Here is a 17,473-nt window from a genome sequence, read left to right on the forward strand (position 1 = left end):
TTATCCTTTATGTGCTTTTAATGCTTCAATTAATTTAGGTACAACCTCAAAAGCATCACCAACAATACCATAATCAGCCACTTTGAAGAAAGGAGCTTCCGGATCTTTGTTGATTACTACAATCACTTTTGATGAACTCACACCAGCCAAGTGCTGTATAGCACCGGAAATACCGATAGCAATATAAAGGTTAGGGCTAATGGCAATACCAGTTTGACCAACGTGCTCTGAATGTGGTCTCCAGTCCGCATCCGATACTGGCTTAGAACAAGCTGTAGCAGCACCCAGCAAACCAGCTAATTCTTCGATCATTCCCCAGTTTTCTGGTCCTTTTAAACCTCTGCCAGCCGACACTACCAATTCTGCATCAGGTAATGACACTTTATCAGTTGCCCTAACAATTTCTTTAATAACAGTTCCCAGGTCTGATTGTTTAACATCAGCAGTAAAGGCCTCTATTGCCGCATCCGTAGCATTTTCTTTAACACCAAAAGCATTTGGATTTAAAGCAATTATTTTATTAGCCGATGTTAATTCGGTAATGGCGAATGCTTTGCCTGAGAAAGCCGTTTTCTTAACCGAAAATTTACCATCGGTATTCGGTAATTCTACTGCACCATCAGCTAAACCAGCTTTAAGTTTTACTGCAATACGCGGCGCTAAACCTTTACCAGAGAAAGAGTTAGATAAAACCACAATATCGGCACCTTCTTTTTCTGCCGCTGCAGCAATAACACTTGCATAGGCTTGATTTACAAAAGTTTTTAATTGATCGGCACTTACGTTTAGTACTTTTGATGCACCGTATTTACCTAATTCCTTTAATTCGCTATCAGCTACATCGCCAATAGAAATTGCGGTTAAATTAGTTGATTGTTGATCGGCAATGGCTTTGGCATAAGATACAGCTTCAAATACAGATTTCTTAAATTTCCCCTCAGCTTGTTCTACATATACTAATACTGACATATATTTATTTCTTTATCCTTAACAGGATGGTGTAAACGATTTGATTTATTATGACTGAAAACTTAGATTACTTTAGCTTCACTGTGAAGTAAACCAATTAACGATTCTGTTTGGTCGGCGGGAATTAACTTAACCGTTCCGCGTGGAGCAGGAGTTTCATATTTCGTAACTTTGGTTACCTCTTCGATAGCAACTGCATCAACAACAGCCAATGGCTTTGTCCTTGCACTCATGATCCCGCGCATATTGGGGATTTTTGGCTCTGCTACACCTTCAGCACAACTTGCTATAAACTTACCTGAAACGGTTAGCACTTCTTTACCGCCTTCAATTTCCCTTTCAATTGTTGCTGTATCACCATCAATAGCTAATTTTTTGATAATCGATACAGATGGAATGTCTAAAAATTCGCCAACCATAGCGGCAACCTGATTACCATTATAATCGATAGACTCACGACCGGTTAGGATAATATTAAAATCTTTATCTTTTGCATATTCCGCAATCTGTTTTGCCACGAAATAGGCATCTCTCGGTGCCGCATTAACCCTAACTGCATCATCTGCACCAATTGCAAGCGCTTTTCTGATGGTTGGATCGTTACCCGCTTCGCCTACATTAATAACCGTTACCGTTCCTTTACCGCCTTCGGTTAGCTCAATTGCCCTTGATAATGCAATTTCATCGTATGGATTAACAATATATTGCACTCCTGACGTATTGAATTCGGTATTATCATTAGTAAAAGTTATTTTTGTCGTTGTGTCTGGCACATTACTGATACAAACTAATATTTTCATATGTTAATAGTGGTTTTTATTGCTATGAAGCTATCGCAAGCTGAAATTTTTAGCTCATGATAATTCCATATGTTATGTGTTTATTATATAAGGTCTTTCTGCAAATTTAATTAAAAAAGCAAGGAAATAAAATGTCATCAACCCGTTTAAGTAAGTTATTAGAATTTTTAGAAAGCGATCCAAACGATCCTTTTATACTATATGCCTTAGCCACAGAGTATAACGCACAAAATGATAAGGAAAAGGCTTATTCTTTTTACCTTCAGTTAACGGATAAACATCCTGATTATGTTGGTACTTATTACCATTTGGGGAAATTGCTCGAAAAAGATGATCAAAAAGAGAAAGCTATATCCATTTACCAGAAGGGTATGGAGATAGCACGCAACAAAAGAGACATGCACGCTTTTTCTGAATTACAGGGCGCATATAATACCGCTGCCGGATTAGATTATGAAGATGATTAACCCCAAACCCCTAAAGGGACTTTTAGTTTAACTATAAATGCAAATAAAACCTATTGCTGCTAAAAGACAGTGGTTATTTATTAGAAACGTAATCTTTTTTACATTTACTTCTTTTGGAGGCGCGCAGGCGCATCTGGCTTTGTTGCTTAAATACTTTGTTCAGAGCACTAAATTTATCTCAGAGGAAGAACTTTTAGAGTTAAATGCACTGGCACAGGTACTTCCTGGACCAGCATCTACCCAAACCCTGGTCGGGATAGCCTGGAAAGTTGGAAAACTTAAACTGGCTATTATTACTTTCCTGATCTGGATTTTACCCACAGCAACCATAATGACCTTTGCTGCAATTAGTTATGCTTTATTAGATCAAAAACAAAAATTTAACGATATTTTAGAATACATCCAGCCGATTGCACTGGGTATCGTAGCTTACGGCGCATGGAAACTTGGTAAAAAGGTTTTATCCTCTCAGGTTTCTATATTTTTGGCCATTGCTTCGGTTATTGCTACATTAGTTTTAAGAAATGCTTATGTGTTTCCATTGTCGATACTGATAGGCGGAATGATCTCTTCAGCCATCGAAACACCAAAAGAGGAGACAGAGTTAAGGGTTAAACTTTTTTCGAATATCAATCCCAAAAAACTGATTTACTTCTTAGGTGCTTTGCTTCTGTTTGCCTTAGTAGGTGCAATTATAAACAGAACATCACCCTTTAGCTTACCGATTCGTTTGCTCGAAAACTTTTACCGTAACGGAATATTGGTTTTTGGTGGTGGACAAGTGCTTGTACCTTTAATGTTTACCGAGTTTGTAGAGATGAAACATTATTTGCCTTCATCCGGATTTTTATCGGGTTTTGCATTACAACAGGCCTTACCTGGTCCAACATTCTCTTTTACCAGTTACTTAGGGGCATTAAGCATGAAGAATTTTGGTTACGGACTATGGGGCCAAATTTTAGGAGGATTGATCGGGGTTATTGGCATTAACTTACCTGGACTAATCCTCGTTTTATTTATTGTACCGTTTTGGGACGATCTGAAAAAGATCTCGCGGATCCGTCATAGCCTTTCAGGAATCAATGCGGTTAGCGTTGGATTTATTATTGCTGCTTTTGTGCTACTGTTAATACCAATGGGCTTTAACTGGATATTTTTAGGGATAATGGTCGCTACATTTTTATTGTTAAATTTTACAAAAGTTAGTCCACCTGTTATTGTATTAGCAGGTATATTAATTGGATATTTATTTTAGTAATAACAGATGAAGGTTTTGATTCTTAACTATAATTTGAAAAGCAATTACAGTACTATATAGGTTAATGTAGAGCCCCGCTATCACTGCTGCTCCGATGAAGAATCGGGAGCATTCGTTTTATCGGGTTTAGATAGGTTGGTTCCCTGCTACTAGGCCAAATTTCCCTTGCCAGTGTATAGTTTTTAATCCCAAAAGAAGCGGAAATTCTTTTTTGTCACCCTGAGCGGAGTCGAAGGGCAAAAAAGATCATAACATAAAAGCAGGAGCAAACTTCAAAAATGCTAAAAAATAAAAATGAGTTCTGTTCCGAATAATAGATAGATTACTAATTCCTAAAACGGTGGGTCATCATCATTATAATCGTCCATTTTTGAAGGACGGATAATTACGTTGCTTTGTTTTTCAAAATCCTGCGATGGGTACATACCGGCTGAAGGATCAGCTGCAAACGAACTTGGCGGCGCATTAAAGTCCTCTTCCAAATCGGTAAACTTCACAAATTTACCTACGAATTTAAGTGGTACAATCCCGGTTTCACCGTTACGGTGTTTTGCAATGATAACCTCACCAATACCCGCTTGTGATCTTCCTTGCTCATCCTCGGTAATACCATAATATTCAGGGCGGTACAAGAACAATACCATATCCGCATCCTGCTCAATTGAACCCGACTCACGTAAATCGGATAACATTGGCCGTTTTCCCTGCAAACCTGGTCTACTCTCTACCGCACGACTTAACTGCGATAGTGCCAGCACCGGAACATCAAGTTCTTTTGCAACCGATTTTAGTGCCCTCGAAATACTACCAATTTCCTGCTCACGATTACCACCGCCTTTTCCTTCGCCTTTACCATGCATTAACTGCAAGTAATCGACAATTACCAATTGAATATCGTATTGTGATTTTAATCTTCTGCATTTTGCCCTGAACTCAAAAATATTTAGTGCAGGCGTATCATCAATTAATAGGGGGGCTTCGGTTAAACGGCCAATTTTACTGTGTAACTGCTGCCATTCCCATTCCTGTAAATTTCCTTTTCTGATTTTTTCCTGCTCAATTTCTGCTTCTCCAGAAATCAGACGATTAACCAGCTGAACTGAAGACATCTCTAACGAGAATACTACCGTTGGTTTTGCAAAATCGACGGTGGCGTTTCTTGCGCAGGTTAGTACGAAAGCCGTTTTTCCCATCGCCGGACGTGCAGCAATAATTACTAAATCCTGCTTTTGCCAACCACCGGTTATTCTATCTAATCCTGTAAAACCAGTTGGTACACCAGTTAAACCATCGGTTTTGGTACGAAGCTCTTCAAGCGTTGCTAACGATTGTTTAATGATATCGTCCATTTTCTGTGTATCTCTACGCAGGTTATTCTGGGCAATTTCGAAAAGTCCTTTTTCTGCCTGATCTAAGAGATCGAAAATATCAGTTGTATCTTCGTAGGCATTTGTAATGATTTCGGTTGAAATTCTGATCAGTTCACGCTGAATATATTTCTGAGAAATAATACGGGCATGAAACTCGATATTTGCTGCTGAAGCAACTCTATTGGTTAAATTGGTAATGTAGTATGCGCCACCAACCATTTCTAAAGAGCCTAATGTTCGCAGTTCTGCCGTTACTGTTAAAATATCAACCGGACGCGATTTTTGAAATAGAATATGAATCGCTTCAAAAATTTTCTGGTGGGCAATGTTATAAAAAACCTCTGGTTTCAAAACATCAATTACAGCAGAAAGCGCATCTTTTTCGAGCATTAATGCTCCGAGAACTGCTTCCTCAAGATCCAATGCCTGAGGGGGAATTTTCCCCTGTGAACTTATAGTATTACTTAACCTGCTTTTTCTAGCAGTTATACTGTTCTTTCCGCCTTGTTCATTATCGATACTCATTCCACAAAAGTAAGCAAATTTTGATGCGGTTGTTCGAATTAGTTACTAGCTGTTTGTTAACAAATTGATGCATAATCAGATTAAATTTTATTGGATTTATGATGCCATATAAATTTTTAAACAATTAAATGTTAATAAGGAACACATTGTTTAGGGCTAAAACATTTTATTTGAATACTTTTGCCTAACAATTTCAAAACATGGATAATTTTAGAAGACCGCAACGCGCAAAAGAGAATAATGAGTTTGTATTCGGCATCAGGGCAGTAATAGAAGCCGTTAAAGCAGGAAGAGACATTGAAACCATTTACCAGCAACGCGGTCTGGGAGGCGATCTTTTTTTAGAATTAAAAGCCCTTTTAAAAGATACTTTGATTCCTTTAAATTCCGTTCCGATTGAGAAGTTGAATCGCATGTCGCAGAAAAACCATCAAGGCGTAATTGCTGTAATTTCTCCAATTACTTATCAGAATATTGAAGATATTATTCCAACCGTTTTCGAAAAGGGCGAAGTTCCACTAATTTTGGTTTTAGATAGTGTTACTGATGTGCGTAATATGGGTGCAATTGCACGTACGGCCGCCTGCGTAGGTGTTCATGCAATTGTTGTTCCTTTAAAAAATGCAGCGCAGATCAATGCAGATGCGATTAAAACATCTGCAGGTGCCTTATTCAGCATTCCGATTTGTCGCCATGCTAACCTGCACAAAACCTGCTTATTTCTACAAGAAAGTGGACTGCAAATTGTAGCGTGTACCGAAAAAACCAGCGATTTTATTTACGCCCCAGATTATACCATGCCTACGGCAATTGTAATGGGGTCGGAAGATGAAGGAATTTCTAACGATCTTTTAAGAGTAGCTGATCACTTGGCCAAAATACCAATGGCAGGAAAAATTGAATCGTTAAATGTTTCTGTAGCTGCCGGAGTAATTCTATACGAAGCTGTCAGACAAAGAACAGTTTAGGTAAACGGGTTAATGATATGAATATCTATTACTAAACCCCATTGAGGTTCGTCTTCCTGAACTTGTTTCAGGATCTTCCACAATAAAATAAGATAGGAATATAAAATGGATGATGAAAACTATGCTACATCATCCATTTTACATCTCATACTATCTATCTATTAGATGAATTTATTTCCAAATCTCGATTTAACTTCAGCCACAAATTCTTTAACCCGCTGCTCTTCGTTTCTTGGGCAGATCATTAGCATATTATTGTTTTCTACAACGATGTAATCGTGAAGCCCTTGCAGGATCACCAATTTATCTTTAGGAACATTTACCATACAGTTCGATGAATCGAACATCAGCACCTGCTCTGAAGGGATAACCGCATTACCCACATAATCTTTCTCAGCCATCTCATAAATAGAAGCCCAGGTTCCTAAATCAGACCAGCCGAAATCGGAAGGAAGTACATAAACATTCTCTGCTTTTTCCATAATCCCAAAATCTATTGAAATATTGGTACATTGAAAATAAGCGTTATTGATAAATTCTTTTTCGCCAGCTTTATTCAACTCAGATCTACCAACATTAAATATTTCGTACATATCTGGAAGGTGTTTCTCGAAAGCGTTCAGTATCGACTTCGCCGACCAGATAAATATGCCCGCATTCCACAAGAAATCGCCGCTCTGCAAAAATGATTTTGCCAATTCTAAATTTGGCTTTTCTGTAAAAGTTTTAACCTTATGCAGATCAGTATCGGTATTGAGCACATAATCTGTATGCTGAATATAACCGTAACCTGTATCCGGTCGGTTTGGTTTAATACCCAAAGTAATTAAACAATCGTTTTTCGAGGCGGCCGCTAAAGATTGCTCAATAGATGCTATAAAGCCATCAATATTTGCGATGGTATGATCAGAAGGGGCAACAACAATCGTTGCATTAGGATTTAATTCGGCTATTTTTAAACTTCCATAAGCAACGCAAGGGGCTGTATTTCTCATTAAAGGCTCAGCCAAAATCTGGTTATCTGTTAATTGTGGTAATTGCTCTTTAATTAAATCTGAATAAATTTCGTTGGTAACGATAAATATATTTTCAGGAGGACAGATGTTTAGAAATCTTTCGTAAGTACTTTGAATCAAGGTTTTTCCAATACCGAAAAAATCGATAAACTGTTTTGGATATTCTGTTCTACTTACTGGCCAAAAACGACTTCCGACGCCACCGGCCATAATTAATGCATAATAATCTTTATTCATTTTTTATTTTAAAAATTACACAATGCCTTCGTTAAGGAGATCATGTAAATGGATAATGCCAAAGTAAGTATTTTGTTCTAGAACTAGCAACTGTGTAATGTTATTTTGCTTAATAATATCTAAAGCATCAACTGCTAAGGCATCAAATTGTATGCTCTTTGGCTTTCTGCCCATTATATCTTCAGCCTTTAAATTTGCAATAGAATTGTTATTTTCTAACATCCGTCTAATATCGCCATCGGTAATGATGCCAAGTACCTTATCGTCGCTATCAACAACAACAACAGCCCCCAAACGGTTTTTGCTAATTTCTATTAACACATCTTTAACAGAAGCGGAGGGATGTATGGAAGGTTTCTCATTCGACAAGGCCAGGTCCCGGGCTTTTAAATAGAGCTTTTTACCTAATGATCCGCCTGGGTGATATTTTGCAAAGTCGGATTCGTTAAAATCTCTGCATTCCAACAAACAAATAGCTAAGGCATCGCCCAATGCCAATTGTGCTGTTGTACTGGTAGTTGGCGCTAGATTATGCGGACAGGCTTCTTTTTCGAAAGAAGTATTTAAAATCAGATCGGCCTGTTCGGCTAAAAAAGAATTCAATTCACCAACCATCCCGATTAGAAGATTGCCAGATGTTTTTAACAGGGGGGTAAGCACTTTTATTTCTGGTGTATTTCCACTTTTAGAGAGGCAGATTACAATATCATCTACCTGGATCATCCCCAGATCGCCATGAATAGCATCTGCGGCATGCATAAAAATAGCAGGGGTACCTGTAGAATTAAAAGTAGCTACCATTTTTTGTGCAATGATTGCACTCTTTCCTATACCCGTAACAATTACCCGTCCTTTGCCATGTAAAATGCTTGATACGACTTTTTCAAAATCGCTGTTAATATTCTTTGCAACATTTAATATTGCTGCTGCCTCAAGCTCTAATGTGCTTACAGCTGATTGGATTATTGATTTTTTACTTTTCAAAGAGAAAATAATTGTCTGTTAATACTTGAAATTCTTGTAAAATTATGTTATTTTGGATACAAAAATAGCATCGCATATTTTATTACACAAAATGGACGTGAAAAAGTCGTTATTTGATAACCTACAAAATTTCTTCGGGTTTGACAATTTCAAGGGTGATCAGGAGTCGATCATTACAAATATTTTAGAAGGCAATAACACGTTTGTTATTATGCCAACAGGCGGAGGGAAGTCTATTTGCTATCAGTTACCCGCTTTAATGAGCGAGGGAACAGCAATTGTAATCTCTCCACTAATTGCATTGATGAAAAACCAGGTTGACCAATTAAGGGCTTTTGGTGGAAATGACAGTATTGCTCACTTTCTTAATTCATCCCTAAACAAATCTGAAATTACTCAAGTTAAATCTGATCTTTTAAGCGGTCAGACTAAATTACTGTATGTTGCGCCGGAGTCTTTGGCGAAGCAGGACAATATTGAATTTTTAAATCTGATTAAAATCTCTTTCGTTGCCGTTGATGAAGCGCATTGTATCTCTGAATGGGGGCACGATTTCAGGCCAGAATACCGCAAGATTAAACAGGTTATTGCAGGATTAGGAAATAACATTCCAATTATTGCATTAACTGCAACTGCTACGCCAAAAGTACAGCAGGATATTATGAAGAATCTTGGAATGACGGAAGCAACATTATTTAAATCGTCATTTAACAGGCCCAACTTATTTTACGAAATCCGTCCTAAAAGAGACATTACCAAAGAAATTATTAAATATATCAAATCTAATCCGGGTAAATCCGGAATTATTTACTGCCTTAGCCGTAAAAAGGTTGAAGAGGTAGCAGAAGCATTAAATCTGAATGGAATTAGTGCCTTACCTTATCATGCGGGACTAGATCCAAAGGTTAGGGCCGAAACACAGGATAAATTTTTGATGGAAGATGCTGAGGTAATTGTTGCAACCATTGCCTTTGGTATGGGGATCGATAAACCAGATGTTCGTTTTGTTATTCACCATGATGTGCCTAAAAGTATGGAAGGTTATTACCAGGAAACTGGCAGGGCCGGACGTGATGGGGGCGAAGGTGTGTGTATTGCTTTCTACGCTCAAAAAGACGTAGATAAGCTGGCAAAATTTATGAAAGATAAACCAGTTTCGGAACGCGAAATTGGCACACAGATATTAAAAGAAGTGATCGATTATGCTGAATCTGGCGTATGCCGACGAAAGCAGATCCTTCATTATTTCGGTGAAAATTTTAACGAAACGGGCTGTAACTGTATGTGTGATAACTGCAAAAAGCCTAAAAAGCAATTTGATGCAGAAAGTCAATTGTTGACCGTTTTGAAATTTATCGAAAAATCAGGCGAAAAATTTGATGATGCACACTTGTTAAACGTATTTTTAGGTTTAGAAACTGCTCAAACCATTGCTTACGAACACAGCAAGATTCCTGAATTTGGAATCGGTAAAGAAGAAGGCGAGCTGATGTGGAAATCGATTATCCGCCAGGCTGTTTTAAATAATTACCTTTTTAAAGACATTGATAATTACGGTTTATTAAAGTTGACCAAACAGGGAAGAGATTTTATTATCAACCCTTATAGCCTTAAATTCATACTAAACGAACCAATAGAAAACGGTGCCGATGACGATGATGATGATGTAAAACAAGGTACAGGCGCTTTAGATACCCATCTTTTATCCTTGCTTAAAGAGCTACGCAAAAAAATCGCGAAGCAAAAAAGCGTTCCACCATTTGTAGTTTTCCAAGACCCGTCTTTAGAGGAAATGTGCACACATTATCCGATTACGATGGAAGAGCTTCGCCAGATTTCTGGTGTAGGTTCGGGTAAAGCGATGAAATTCGGGACACCTTTTATCGAGCTGATCAAAAAATATGTCGAGGATAACGATATCGAACGCCCAATTGATCTGATTATAAAAACTCAGGCCAATAAATCGCAGATGAAGGTTTCGATCATTCAAAATATCGACAGACAGATTGGCCTGGAAGATATTGCCGATTCGAAAGGCATCACTTATGAAGAAATTCTGAAAGAAGTAGAATCGATTGTAAACTCTGGCACTAAACTGAACCTAAATTATTTCATTGATGAGGTAATTGATGATGATAGACAGGATGAAGTATTTGACTATTTCAGAGCAGCTGAAAGCGATTCTATCGACGAAGCACTTAACGAATTAGGCGAAACCGATTATACCCGCGAAGAAATTCAATTGATGCGGATTAAATTCATGTCAGAACTAGGAAATTAAAAATTAGATGCGAGATAGGAGAAACTAGATTTGAGACAAACTCAGATCTCAATCTCATGTCTCACATCTCACATCTCAACTATGCTTAACTATTTAGATAAATTAAAAAATACCGATTCAGGAAATTTCTTTTTAATGGCTGGTCCATGCGCTATTGAAGGCGAGGATATTGCCATGAGAATTGCCGAAAAGATTATTACAATTACTGATAAACTTCAGATTCCATATATTTTTAAGGGTTCGTACCGAAAAGCAAATAGAAGCAAAGGAAGTTCTTTTACAGGCATCGGCGATGAAAAAGCTTTGCGCATTTTAGAACGTATTGGTAGAGAATTTGGTGTGCCAACAGTTACCGATATCCATGAAAGTGGCGAGGCCGAGATGGCAGCTGCTTATGTAGATGTATTGCAGATTCCTGCATTTTTATGTCGTCAAACTGATTTGTTAATTGCTGCTGCCGAAACCGGAAAAGTAGTAAATGTTAAAAAAGGTCAGTTCCTTTCTGCAGGTTCTATGAAATTTGCAGTTGAGAAGGTAAAAGAAGTCGGAAATAACAAAGTAATTTTAACAGACAGAGGTAATACTTTTGGTTATCAGGATCTGATTGTTGATTACCGTGGTTTACCCGAAATGCAGAGTTTTGGCGTTCCTGTAGTGATGGATTGTACGCATTCTTTACAACAACCTAATCAAAGTAGTGGTGTTACTGGTGGTAAGCCAGAATTGATTTCAACTATTGCCAAAGCAGCAATTGCAGTAGGAGCAGATGGTTTATTTATTGAAACGCACCCTGATCCTGCAAATGCAAAATCGGATGGTGCCAATATGTTACATTTAGACCTGTTGGAAGAAACATTAACCAAACTGATCCGAATCAGACAAGCTATATTATAATCTTGAACAATCCGAAAGTATTTCTCACTGCCGAATGGCGTAAACTGGCTTTGGCACAGTATGCTGTAGATAAAGAAATACTTTCGAAATACCTCCCTCCACACACCGAACTGGATGATTGGCGAGGTAACTACTATGTGAGTTTAGTGGGCTTTATGTTTGTTGATGTCAAGCTCCGGGGCATTAATATTCCCTTCCATACCAATTTTGAAGAAGTTAACTTAAGGTTTTATGTTAAATTTAAAGATGGAGATATGTGGAAAAGAGGAGTGGTGTTTATTAAAGAATTTGTACCAAAGCCTGCCATCACTTTTGTAGCCAACACCATTTATAAGGAGAATTACCAAACATTTCCAATGAAACATGTTTGGATTGAACAAGAACATCAGCTTGAGGTAGATTATCGCTGGAAGAACCGAACCTGGCATAATTTTTCACTTATTTCTTCTTCAAAGGCAGAAGAAATACGGATTGGTAGCGAAGAAGAATTTATTACAGAACATTATTGGGGCTACACCAAAATCGGAGCGAATAAAACCTCTGAATATGGTGTGGAGCATCCGCGCTGGCAAACTTATCCGGTAAAAAATTATAATATTGATGTGAATTTCGGAATTAACTACGGAAATGATTTTTCTTTTTTAAACGAAGCTAAGCCTGATTCTGTATTCTTGGCCGAAGGCTCTGAAATAAGGGTACTAAAAGGAAAGAAGTTTTAATTGCCAAGCTAAATCGTCATCTCGACCGTAGTGTTCTAAAGGAACTCCTTCGGAGGAGAGATCTTTTTAATTCAATTAATAATTTTGCTGAAAGATCTCTCTCCCGAAAGTTCGGGATTGCACTTCAGTCGAAATGACGATCTTTTATTGATCATTTCCAGTCCAGTGCCTTCGTCAACACATTCGGAATTAAGGAGTTAACATTATATCCTATGATAGTCTCCGCGCCAGTTTTTAACGGCTTTCTTAATCTCATCAGGAGATAACTTATCAGCCACAGCTTTATCAACCAAAGCCAAATATTCTTCATCACTAGCAAAACGTAAAGCCAAAATCTGCCCCATCTTCAATCCATCTGGGAATGCTTTACCCGCAAGGATATAATAACGTAATTTTTCTTCAGCCCTTGCGGCTCTATCTTGTGCTTTAAGTGAAAACATCCGTGCCATTACAGCTATAATTGATATCAGGAAAAACGCAAGCACAAGCAGGCCTGTAATTATAGTAGGTATGGCTATGCAAGAATAAATGGCGAAACCTAATCCTAATATCGCTAAGGGTATTGTAAAAAAATGAAAAGGTGGATAAAATCTTTTATGGTTTCTGTAATGCTGAGACATCTTGATTTTTTTTAAGTAATACTTTACATGCTTATATTTTAGTGATTACAAATGAAGTTCTACGATTGTTTTTCCTACCTGATTCAGTTTTATTATCAGCAATCGGTTTACTCGCTCCAAATCCTTTAAAAGTAAGTCTTTTAGCATCAATACTATTTTTAATCAGGTATTCATAAACAGCATTTGCCCGGTTAAATGATAATTTCTCATTCAGCTTGTCATCGCCAACATTATCGGTATGGCCCTGAATCTCAATTTGTACGTTTTCATTTTGATGCAAAAAATCGATAAGCAGATCCAGTTCACGGATAGAGGCTGGTAAAAGATTAAACTTATTGGTATCGAAGAAAATGTTTCTTAAGGTTACATTTCCACCTTGCTTTATTTTTTCGATGTAAACTTCAATCTGATAAGGTTTATTGATATCTCCGGCTTTGAGCTCAAAGTTTTCGGAGTAAAACATGTAGCCTTCAGCATTTACATTGAACAAATAATTGCTCCCAACAGGCATTACAGCTAAAAACTGACCCGTTTCTGGATCAGTATAATCGTCGAAAACAGTTTTATTGCTTTTCAAATCTACCACCTGAACATTACTTTCGATCGTTTTTTTAGTATCCCGATCCCTTACAATTCCTTTTACATAAGAAATTTTCAGGGGTTTAGCTAATTCAGGCATTCCAAAACTATAAATATCCTGTAAACCAAAGCCGCCTTTCAAATTCGAAGAAAACAAACCGAAATTACCATCGGCACTTACCACTAAACCACTTTCATCTTCGAAGGAATTGATCGGATAACCCATATTAATTGGTTTTTGCCATTTGCCATCATTTTCCTGTCTGCTATAATAAATATCTTTATTACCGAAACCTGGCCAGCCATCAGAAGAAAAATACAGCGTTTTGCCATCTGCATGCAAAAAAGGGGTATTCTCATCGAAAGCAGTATTGATATCTGGTCCAAGATTAATGGCTGGTCCCCATTTGGCATCATCGGTAATGCTGCTTTTCCAGATATCATAACCTCCCGATCCGCCCGGTCTGTTGCTTATAAAATACAAAGTTCTTCCATCAGGACTGATTGCCGGTTGTGATTCCCAATATTCAGAATTAACGGGTTTCCCAACATTATAAGGTTCGCCCCAATCTTTACCTTCACGGTGTGAAACATAAATATCACACCTACCTAGGCCATCTGGTCGGTTGCAGCCCGTAAAAAAAAGGTATTTCCCATCAGGTGAAATGGTTTGCGCCCCTTCATTGTATCGGATAGTATTTATTTTGCTGGATAAGGGAGTAGCGGCATCCCATTTATTATTTTTAAGCTGTGATGTCCAAAAATCTTCATTACCATTTACCTGACGGGTAAAAACCAGGGTTTCGCCATCAGCTGTTATCGCCGGAAAGTATTCAGCATCTGTTGTATTTACCCCTTCACCCAAATTTGTTGGACTATATTTTACGGGTTTGTTGATTGCTACGGCAGCGAAATCACAATCTAAAAGATATTTCTTTGCCCTCCTTGCTCTATCAGATGAAGAATCTAATGTCAAAAATTCACTAAAATGCTGTTTCGATTTTAAATAATCCTGAGTTGCGAATTCGGTTTCAGCCAAGCCACAAATTACAGCCGGAGCTACAGTTTTATTGATCAGTATGGCTTTTTCGTAAGTAGCTTTGGCTTCAGCATACTTTTTTTGTGCTTTATAAACGCCAGCAAGTACAATATAGGCATTCTGAAATAACGGATCAGTTTCAACTGCACTTTTTAATACCTGTTCGGCAGCAGTATAATCCATTTTATCAATAAATGGACCTGATTTTTCAAAAAAAATCTGTGCTTTTTTATTCAGGGAATTTTGCCCAAAACAATAAATACTCAGAATGCTAAAGAAGAGGGCTAAGCGAAATTTCATTACATTAACATTTGGTGACAAAGCTAATGTATTGTTTTTAAGGAATATTTAAAAATTTGTGCGTTTGCAAAGAAATTTCCCATTTTGGGTTTGCCATTACATAATCAATAATTAACGGTGTAATTTCTTTTGATTTAGACCATTCTGGTTGTAGATATAATTTACAGGTAGGAGAAACCATAGCTGCGTATTCTTCAGCCCATTTAAAATCACTTTTATTAAAAACGATCACCTTTAATTCGTGCGCAAAAGGTGTAATATCTGGTCTTGGTGCTTTAAATTTTTTTGGTGATAAACAGATCCAGTCCCAGTTTCCAGAAAGTGGATAGGCACCAGATGTTTCAATAAAAGTAAGAATGCCTCTTTCTTTTAATTTATTGGTTAAATAATCAAGGTTATAAATCAAGGGTTCACCTCCGGTAATTACAACCGCCTTACCTGGAAATTTATCTGCGTTTTCAACAATTACATCCGAAGCCGTAAGTGGATGCATTTCGGCATCCCAGCTTTCTTTCACATCGCACCAATGGCAGCCTACATCACAGCCTCCTAAACGGATAAAATAAGCTGCTTTACCAGTATTAAATCCTTCGCCCTGTATGGTATAAAATTCTTCCATTAAAGGAAGTAATGTGCCGTCTTCTGGTATTTCTTGTTTCATTTTTGAGGATGCAAATATCCTAAAAAAATATGGTGATGCTGTTCCTCTTTTGAAATTTAATAGAAAGATGAAATAAGAGTGATATTTATTTGCTGTATTTTAGCAGAATGAAGTGGTTTAAGGCACTAAATAATAATCAGATTCCCCGTCCAGATACCATCAAGACCGTAGAAGTTGGTGGAAAACAGATCTGTCTGATCAATAATGATGATAAAATTATTGCAACCCAATCGCACTGCCCGCATGCAGGGGGGCATTTTAGTGGCGGCTGGTGTAAAAACGGACACCTGGTTTGTCCAATCCATCGGTACGAATACAGCTTAACCACGGGAAGGGGAGCAGAGGGGCAAGGTGATTATATCAACATCTACCCAACCGAATTACGAGAAGATGGCCTCTATATCGGTTTTGAAGAAAGCTGGTGGAGTAAACTTTGGGGGTAGTGGTTCCATTTGTTCACTAGTCATTAGTTTATTAGTGATTATTTCATTAGTTTGATGGCCATAGCCTTATGGTTAATTAACTGTTTCAATCGGTTAATCAAACTAAACACCGAGCTTAAAAGCGTCTAAATTTCGTTTATAGTTAATAACCGTATTATCCGTTACAATGGCTAAAATCTTAATTTTCTTAACTTCTTAATGGTCAAATAATACGCTAAACTGTTTAAATAAGTTAATTTTTATAGGCGATTAATTATCCTTTTCTAAACTAATTTATGTCTTCGTTACTTCCTTGTATAAAACTTATGGGAAATATGATCAATCTCAAAAAAAAAGCGATTCAATAATATTGAATCGCCTGTTATGTTTTATTTAATTTGGCTTTGGGTTTTACCTTCAACCCTCCACCTTTAAGCGTATATCTCTTTTCTAGCCGATGCCAATGTATTTTTCAATAAACCGACAATGGTCATTAAACCAACACCACCTGGTACAGGCGTAATGTATGAAGCTTTCGGTGCCACATTTTCGAAATCTACATCACCATATAACTTAAAGCCAGATTTGGTTTCGGTAGAGGTTTCGCGGTTAATACCTACATCAATAATAATGGCACCAGGTTTAACCATATCGGCAGTAACAAAATTCTTTTTACCAATTGCAGCAATCACGATATCTGCCTGGAGAACCTGTTCTTTTAAATCCTTTGTACGAGAATGGGTAAGCGTTACTGTACAGTTGCCTGGATTGGCGTTGCGGGCCATTAAAATGCTCATCGGACTACCTACAATATTACTGCGACCAACAACAACACAATGCATTCCGGTTGTATCGATATTGTATTCCTGCAGCATTAATAAAATACCATAAGGTGTAGCTGGGATAAAGCAAGGCAGGTTGCGCATCATCCGACCCAAATTTACCGGGTGAAAACCATCCACATCTTTACGATGATCGATCTTTTCGGTAACTTTCTCCGGATCGATGTGTTTTGGCAAAGGCAATTGAACAATTAATCCGTCTACATCATCATCCTGATTAATCTCTTCAATCTTCGCCAATAACTCAGCTTCAGTTACTGAGTTGTCATATCTGTGAAGTGAAGATTTGAAACCAACCTTTTCGCAGTTTTTCATCTTACTGGCCACATAGGTTTCGCTTCCACCATCATTACCAACTAAAATGGCAACTAGGTGTGGCTTGCGACCACTCTTATTTAAAAATTCGGCAGCTTCCTCTGCAATTTGAACTTTAACTTTTTCTGATACGTATTTACCGTCTAATAATTTCATTCTAAAAGTATCGAGTAGTGAGAATCAAGTATCAAGACCAATGGTCAACTC

At 37.6% G+C, this 17,473-nt stretch carries 16 protein-coding genes; 7 read left to right on the plus strand and 9 right to left on the minus strand.

Annotated elements, in window-relative coordinates; translation table 11 throughout:
• The gene (locus ACN9MR_RS10225) at nucleotides 1–969 is read right to left on the minus strand and encodes an electron transfer flavoprotein subunit alpha/FixB family protein (RefSeq protein WP_426329596.1); all 969 of its coding nucleotides are present in this window, start codon (nucleotides 967–969) and stop codon (nucleotides 1–3) included.
• Nucleotides 970–1,031: 62 nt separating this feature from the next.
• Nucleotides 1,032–1,769, minus strand: coding sequence for an electron transfer flavoprotein subunit beta/FixA family protein (locus tag ACN9MR_RS10230; protein ID WP_426329597.1), 738 nt, complete (start codon nucleotides 1,767–1,769; stop codon nucleotides 1,032–1,034).
• A gap of 131 nt (nucleotides 1,770–1,900) precedes the next feature.
• On the opposite strand from ACN9MR_RS10230, the gene ACN9MR_RS10235 reads away from it, so the two are divergent.
• Entirely contained in the window at nucleotides 1,901–2,236 is a 336-nt protein-coding gene (locus ACN9MR_RS10235; protein ID WP_426329598.1) for a tetratricopeptide repeat protein, read from the plus strand.
• A gap of 37 nt (nucleotides 2,237–2,273) precedes the next feature.
• Nucleotides 2,274–3,491 (plus strand): chromate efflux transporter, encoded by a 1,218-nt coding sequence (gene chrA / locus ACN9MR_RS10240; protein WP_426329599.1) that lies wholly within the window; start codon nucleotides 2,274–2,276, stop codon nucleotides 3,489–3,491.
• 335 nt (nucleotides 3,492–3,826) lie between these two features.
• On the opposite strand, the gene dnaB is transcribed toward chrA, so the two are convergent.
• Nucleotides 3,827–5,389, minus strand: a complete 1,563-nt coding sequence (gene dnaB, locus ACN9MR_RS10245) for a replicative DNA helicase (protein ID WP_029275163.1) — start codon at nucleotides 5,387–5,389, stop codon at nucleotides 3,827–3,829.
• Between the two features lie 200 nt (nucleotides 5,390–5,589).
• Here dnaB and rlmB point away from each other — a divergent pair, with 200 nt between their 5' ends.
• Nucleotides 5,590–6,357, plus strand: a complete 768-nt coding sequence (rlmB, locus tag ACN9MR_RS10250) for a 23S rRNA (guanosine(2251)-2'-O)-methyltransferase RlmB (RefSeq protein WP_057934366.1) — start codon at nucleotides 5,590–5,592, stop codon at nucleotides 6,355–6,357.
• A 161-nt stretch (nucleotides 6,358–6,518) separates the two neighbouring features.
• Here the strand turns inward: rlmB and ACN9MR_RS10255 are convergent, their stop codons facing one another.
• Complete coding sequence (locus tag ACN9MR_RS10255) at nucleotides 6,519–7,610, minus strand: mannose-1-phosphate guanylyltransferase (protein WP_426329600.1); 1,092 nt, start codon at nucleotides 7,608–7,610, stop codon at nucleotides 6,519–6,521.
• Nucleotides 7,611–7,625: 15 nt separating this feature from the next.
• Nucleotides 7,626–8,594, minus strand: coding sequence for a KpsF/GutQ family sugar-phosphate isomerase (locus ACN9MR_RS10260; RefSeq protein WP_426329601.1), 969 nt, complete (start codon nucleotides 8,592–8,594; stop codon nucleotides 7,626–7,628).
• Between the two features lie 91 nt (nucleotides 8,595–8,685).
• Here ACN9MR_RS10260 and recQ point away from each other — a divergent pair, with 91 nt between their 5' ends.
• From recQ to ACN9MR_RS10275, 3 genes are all read left to right on the plus strand, one after another.
• The gene (gene recQ, locus ACN9MR_RS10265; protein ID WP_131031993.1) at nucleotides 8,686–10,875 is read left to right on the plus strand and encodes a DNA helicase RecQ; all 2,190 of its coding nucleotides are present in this window, start codon (nucleotides 8,686–8,688) and stop codon (nucleotides 10,873–10,875) included.
• 81 nt (nucleotides 10,876–10,956) lie between these two features.
• Nucleotides 10,957–11,769, plus strand: coding sequence for a 3-deoxy-8-phosphooctulonate synthase (gene kdsA / locus ACN9MR_RS10270; protein WP_426329602.1), 813 nt, complete (start codon nucleotides 10,957–10,959; stop codon nucleotides 11,767–11,769).
• A gap of 2 nt (nucleotides 11,770–11,771) precedes the next feature.
• Entirely contained in the window at nucleotides 11,772–12,488 is a 717-nt protein-coding gene (locus ACN9MR_RS10275; protein WP_426329603.1) for a YqjF family protein, read from the plus strand.
• A gap of 203 nt (nucleotides 12,489–12,691) precedes the next feature.
• On the opposite strand, the gene ACN9MR_RS10280 is transcribed toward ACN9MR_RS10275, so the two are convergent.
• From ACN9MR_RS10280 to ACN9MR_RS10290, 3 genes are read right to left on the minus strand one after another with little or no spacing between them, the layout of a single operon-like run.
• The gene (locus ACN9MR_RS10280) at nucleotides 12,692–13,108 is read right to left on the minus strand and encodes a DUF6526 family protein (RefSeq protein WP_426329604.1); all 417 of its coding nucleotides are present in this window, start codon (nucleotides 13,106–13,108) and stop codon (nucleotides 12,692–12,694) included.
• 31 nt (nucleotides 13,109–13,139) lie between these two features.
• Nucleotides 13,140–15,026 carry an OmpA family protein gene (locus ACN9MR_RS10285; protein WP_426329605.1) on the minus strand — a complete coding sequence of 629 codons (1,887 nt, stop codon included), beginning with the start codon at nucleotides 15,024–15,026 and terminating at the stop codon, nucleotides 13,140–13,142.
• A 37-nt stretch (nucleotides 15,027–15,063) separates the two neighbouring features.
• Nucleotides 15,064–15,687, minus strand: coding sequence for a 7-carboxy-7-deazaguanine synthase QueE (locus ACN9MR_RS10290; protein ID WP_426329606.1), 624 nt, complete (start codon nucleotides 15,685–15,687; stop codon nucleotides 15,064–15,066).
• Between the two features lie 107 nt (nucleotides 15,688–15,794).
• Here ACN9MR_RS10290 and ACN9MR_RS10295 point away from each other — a divergent pair, with 107 nt between their 5' ends.
• On the plus strand, nucleotides 15,795–16,130 hold the full coding sequence (locus ACN9MR_RS10295) for a Rieske (2Fe-2S) protein (protein ID WP_426329607.1): 336 nt from the start codon (nucleotides 15,795–15,797) through the stop codon (nucleotides 16,128–16,130).
• A 410-nt stretch (nucleotides 16,131–16,540) separates the two neighbouring features.
• On the opposite strand, the gene ACN9MR_RS10300 is transcribed toward ACN9MR_RS10295, so the two are convergent.
• On the minus strand, nucleotides 16,541–17,422 hold the full coding sequence (locus ACN9MR_RS10300) for a bifunctional 5,10-methylenetetrahydrofolate dehydrogenase/5,10-methenyltetrahydrofolate cyclohydrolase (protein WP_426329608.1): 882 nt from the start codon (nucleotides 17,420–17,422) through the stop codon (nucleotides 16,541–16,543).
• Between the last annotated feature and the right edge of the window lie 51 nt (nucleotides 17,423–17,473).

It is taken from the genome of Pedobacter sp. R-06 (genome assembly GCF_049913135.1).
Lineage (GTDB): Bacteria > Bacteroidota > Bacteroidia > Sphingobacteriales > Sphingobacteriaceae > Pedobacter.

Excerpts from the sequence above, each read along its gene's own strand:
- dnaB (WP_029275163.1), bottom strand. The coding sequence starts at position 5,389 with ATGAGTATCGATAATGAACAAGGCGGAAAGAACAGTATAACTGCTAGA.
- ACN9MR_RS10280 (WP_426329604.1), bottom strand. The coding sequence starts at position 13,108 with ATGTCTCAGCATTACAGAAACCATAAAAGATTTTATCCACCTTTTCAT.
- ACN9MR_RS10225 (WP_426329596.1), bottom strand. The coding sequence starts at position 969 with ATGTCAGTATTAGTATATGTAGAACAAGCTGAGGGGAAATTTAAGAAA.
- kdsA (WP_426329602.1), top strand. The coding sequence starts at position 10,957 with ATGCTTAACTATTTAGATAAATTAAAAAATACCGATTCAGGAAATTTC.
- chrA (WP_426329599.1), top strand. The coding sequence starts at position 2,274 with ATGCAAATAAAACCTATTGCTGCTAAAAGACAGTGGTTATTTATTAGA.
- rlmB (WP_057934366.1), top strand. The coding sequence starts at position 5,590 with ATGGATAATTTTAGAAGACCGCAACGCGCAAAAGAGAATAATGAGTTT.
- recQ (WP_131031993.1), top strand. The coding sequence starts at position 8,686 with ATGGACGTGAAAAAGTCGTTATTTGATAACCTACAAAATTTCTTCGGG.
- ACN9MR_RS10285 (WP_426329605.1), bottom strand. The coding sequence starts at position 15,026 with ATGAAATTTCGCTTAGCCCTCTTCTTTAGCATTCTGAGTATTTATTGT.
- ACN9MR_RS10255 (WP_426329600.1), bottom strand. The coding sequence starts at position 7,610 with ATGAATAAAGATTATTATGCATTAATTATGGCCGGTGGCGTCGGAAGT.
- ACN9MR_RS10230 (WP_426329597.1), bottom strand. The coding sequence starts at position 1,769 with ATGAAAATATTAGTTTGTATCAGTAATGTGCCAGACACAACGACAAAA.
- ACN9MR_RS10300 (WP_426329608.1), bottom strand. The coding sequence starts at position 17,422 with ATGAAATTATTAGACGGTAAATACGTATCAGAAAAAGTTAAAGTTCAA.
- ACN9MR_RS10295 (WP_426329607.1), top strand. The coding sequence starts at position 15,795 with ATGAAGTGGTTTAAGGCACTAAATAATAATCAGATTCCCCGTCCAGAT.
- ACN9MR_RS10290 (WP_426329606.1), bottom strand. The coding sequence starts at position 15,687 with ATGAAACAAGAAATACCAGAAGACGGCACATTACTTCCTTTAATGGAA.
- ACN9MR_RS10235 (WP_426329598.1), top strand. The coding sequence starts at position 1,901 with ATGTCATCAACCCGTTTAAGTAAGTTATTAGAATTTTTAGAAAGCGAT.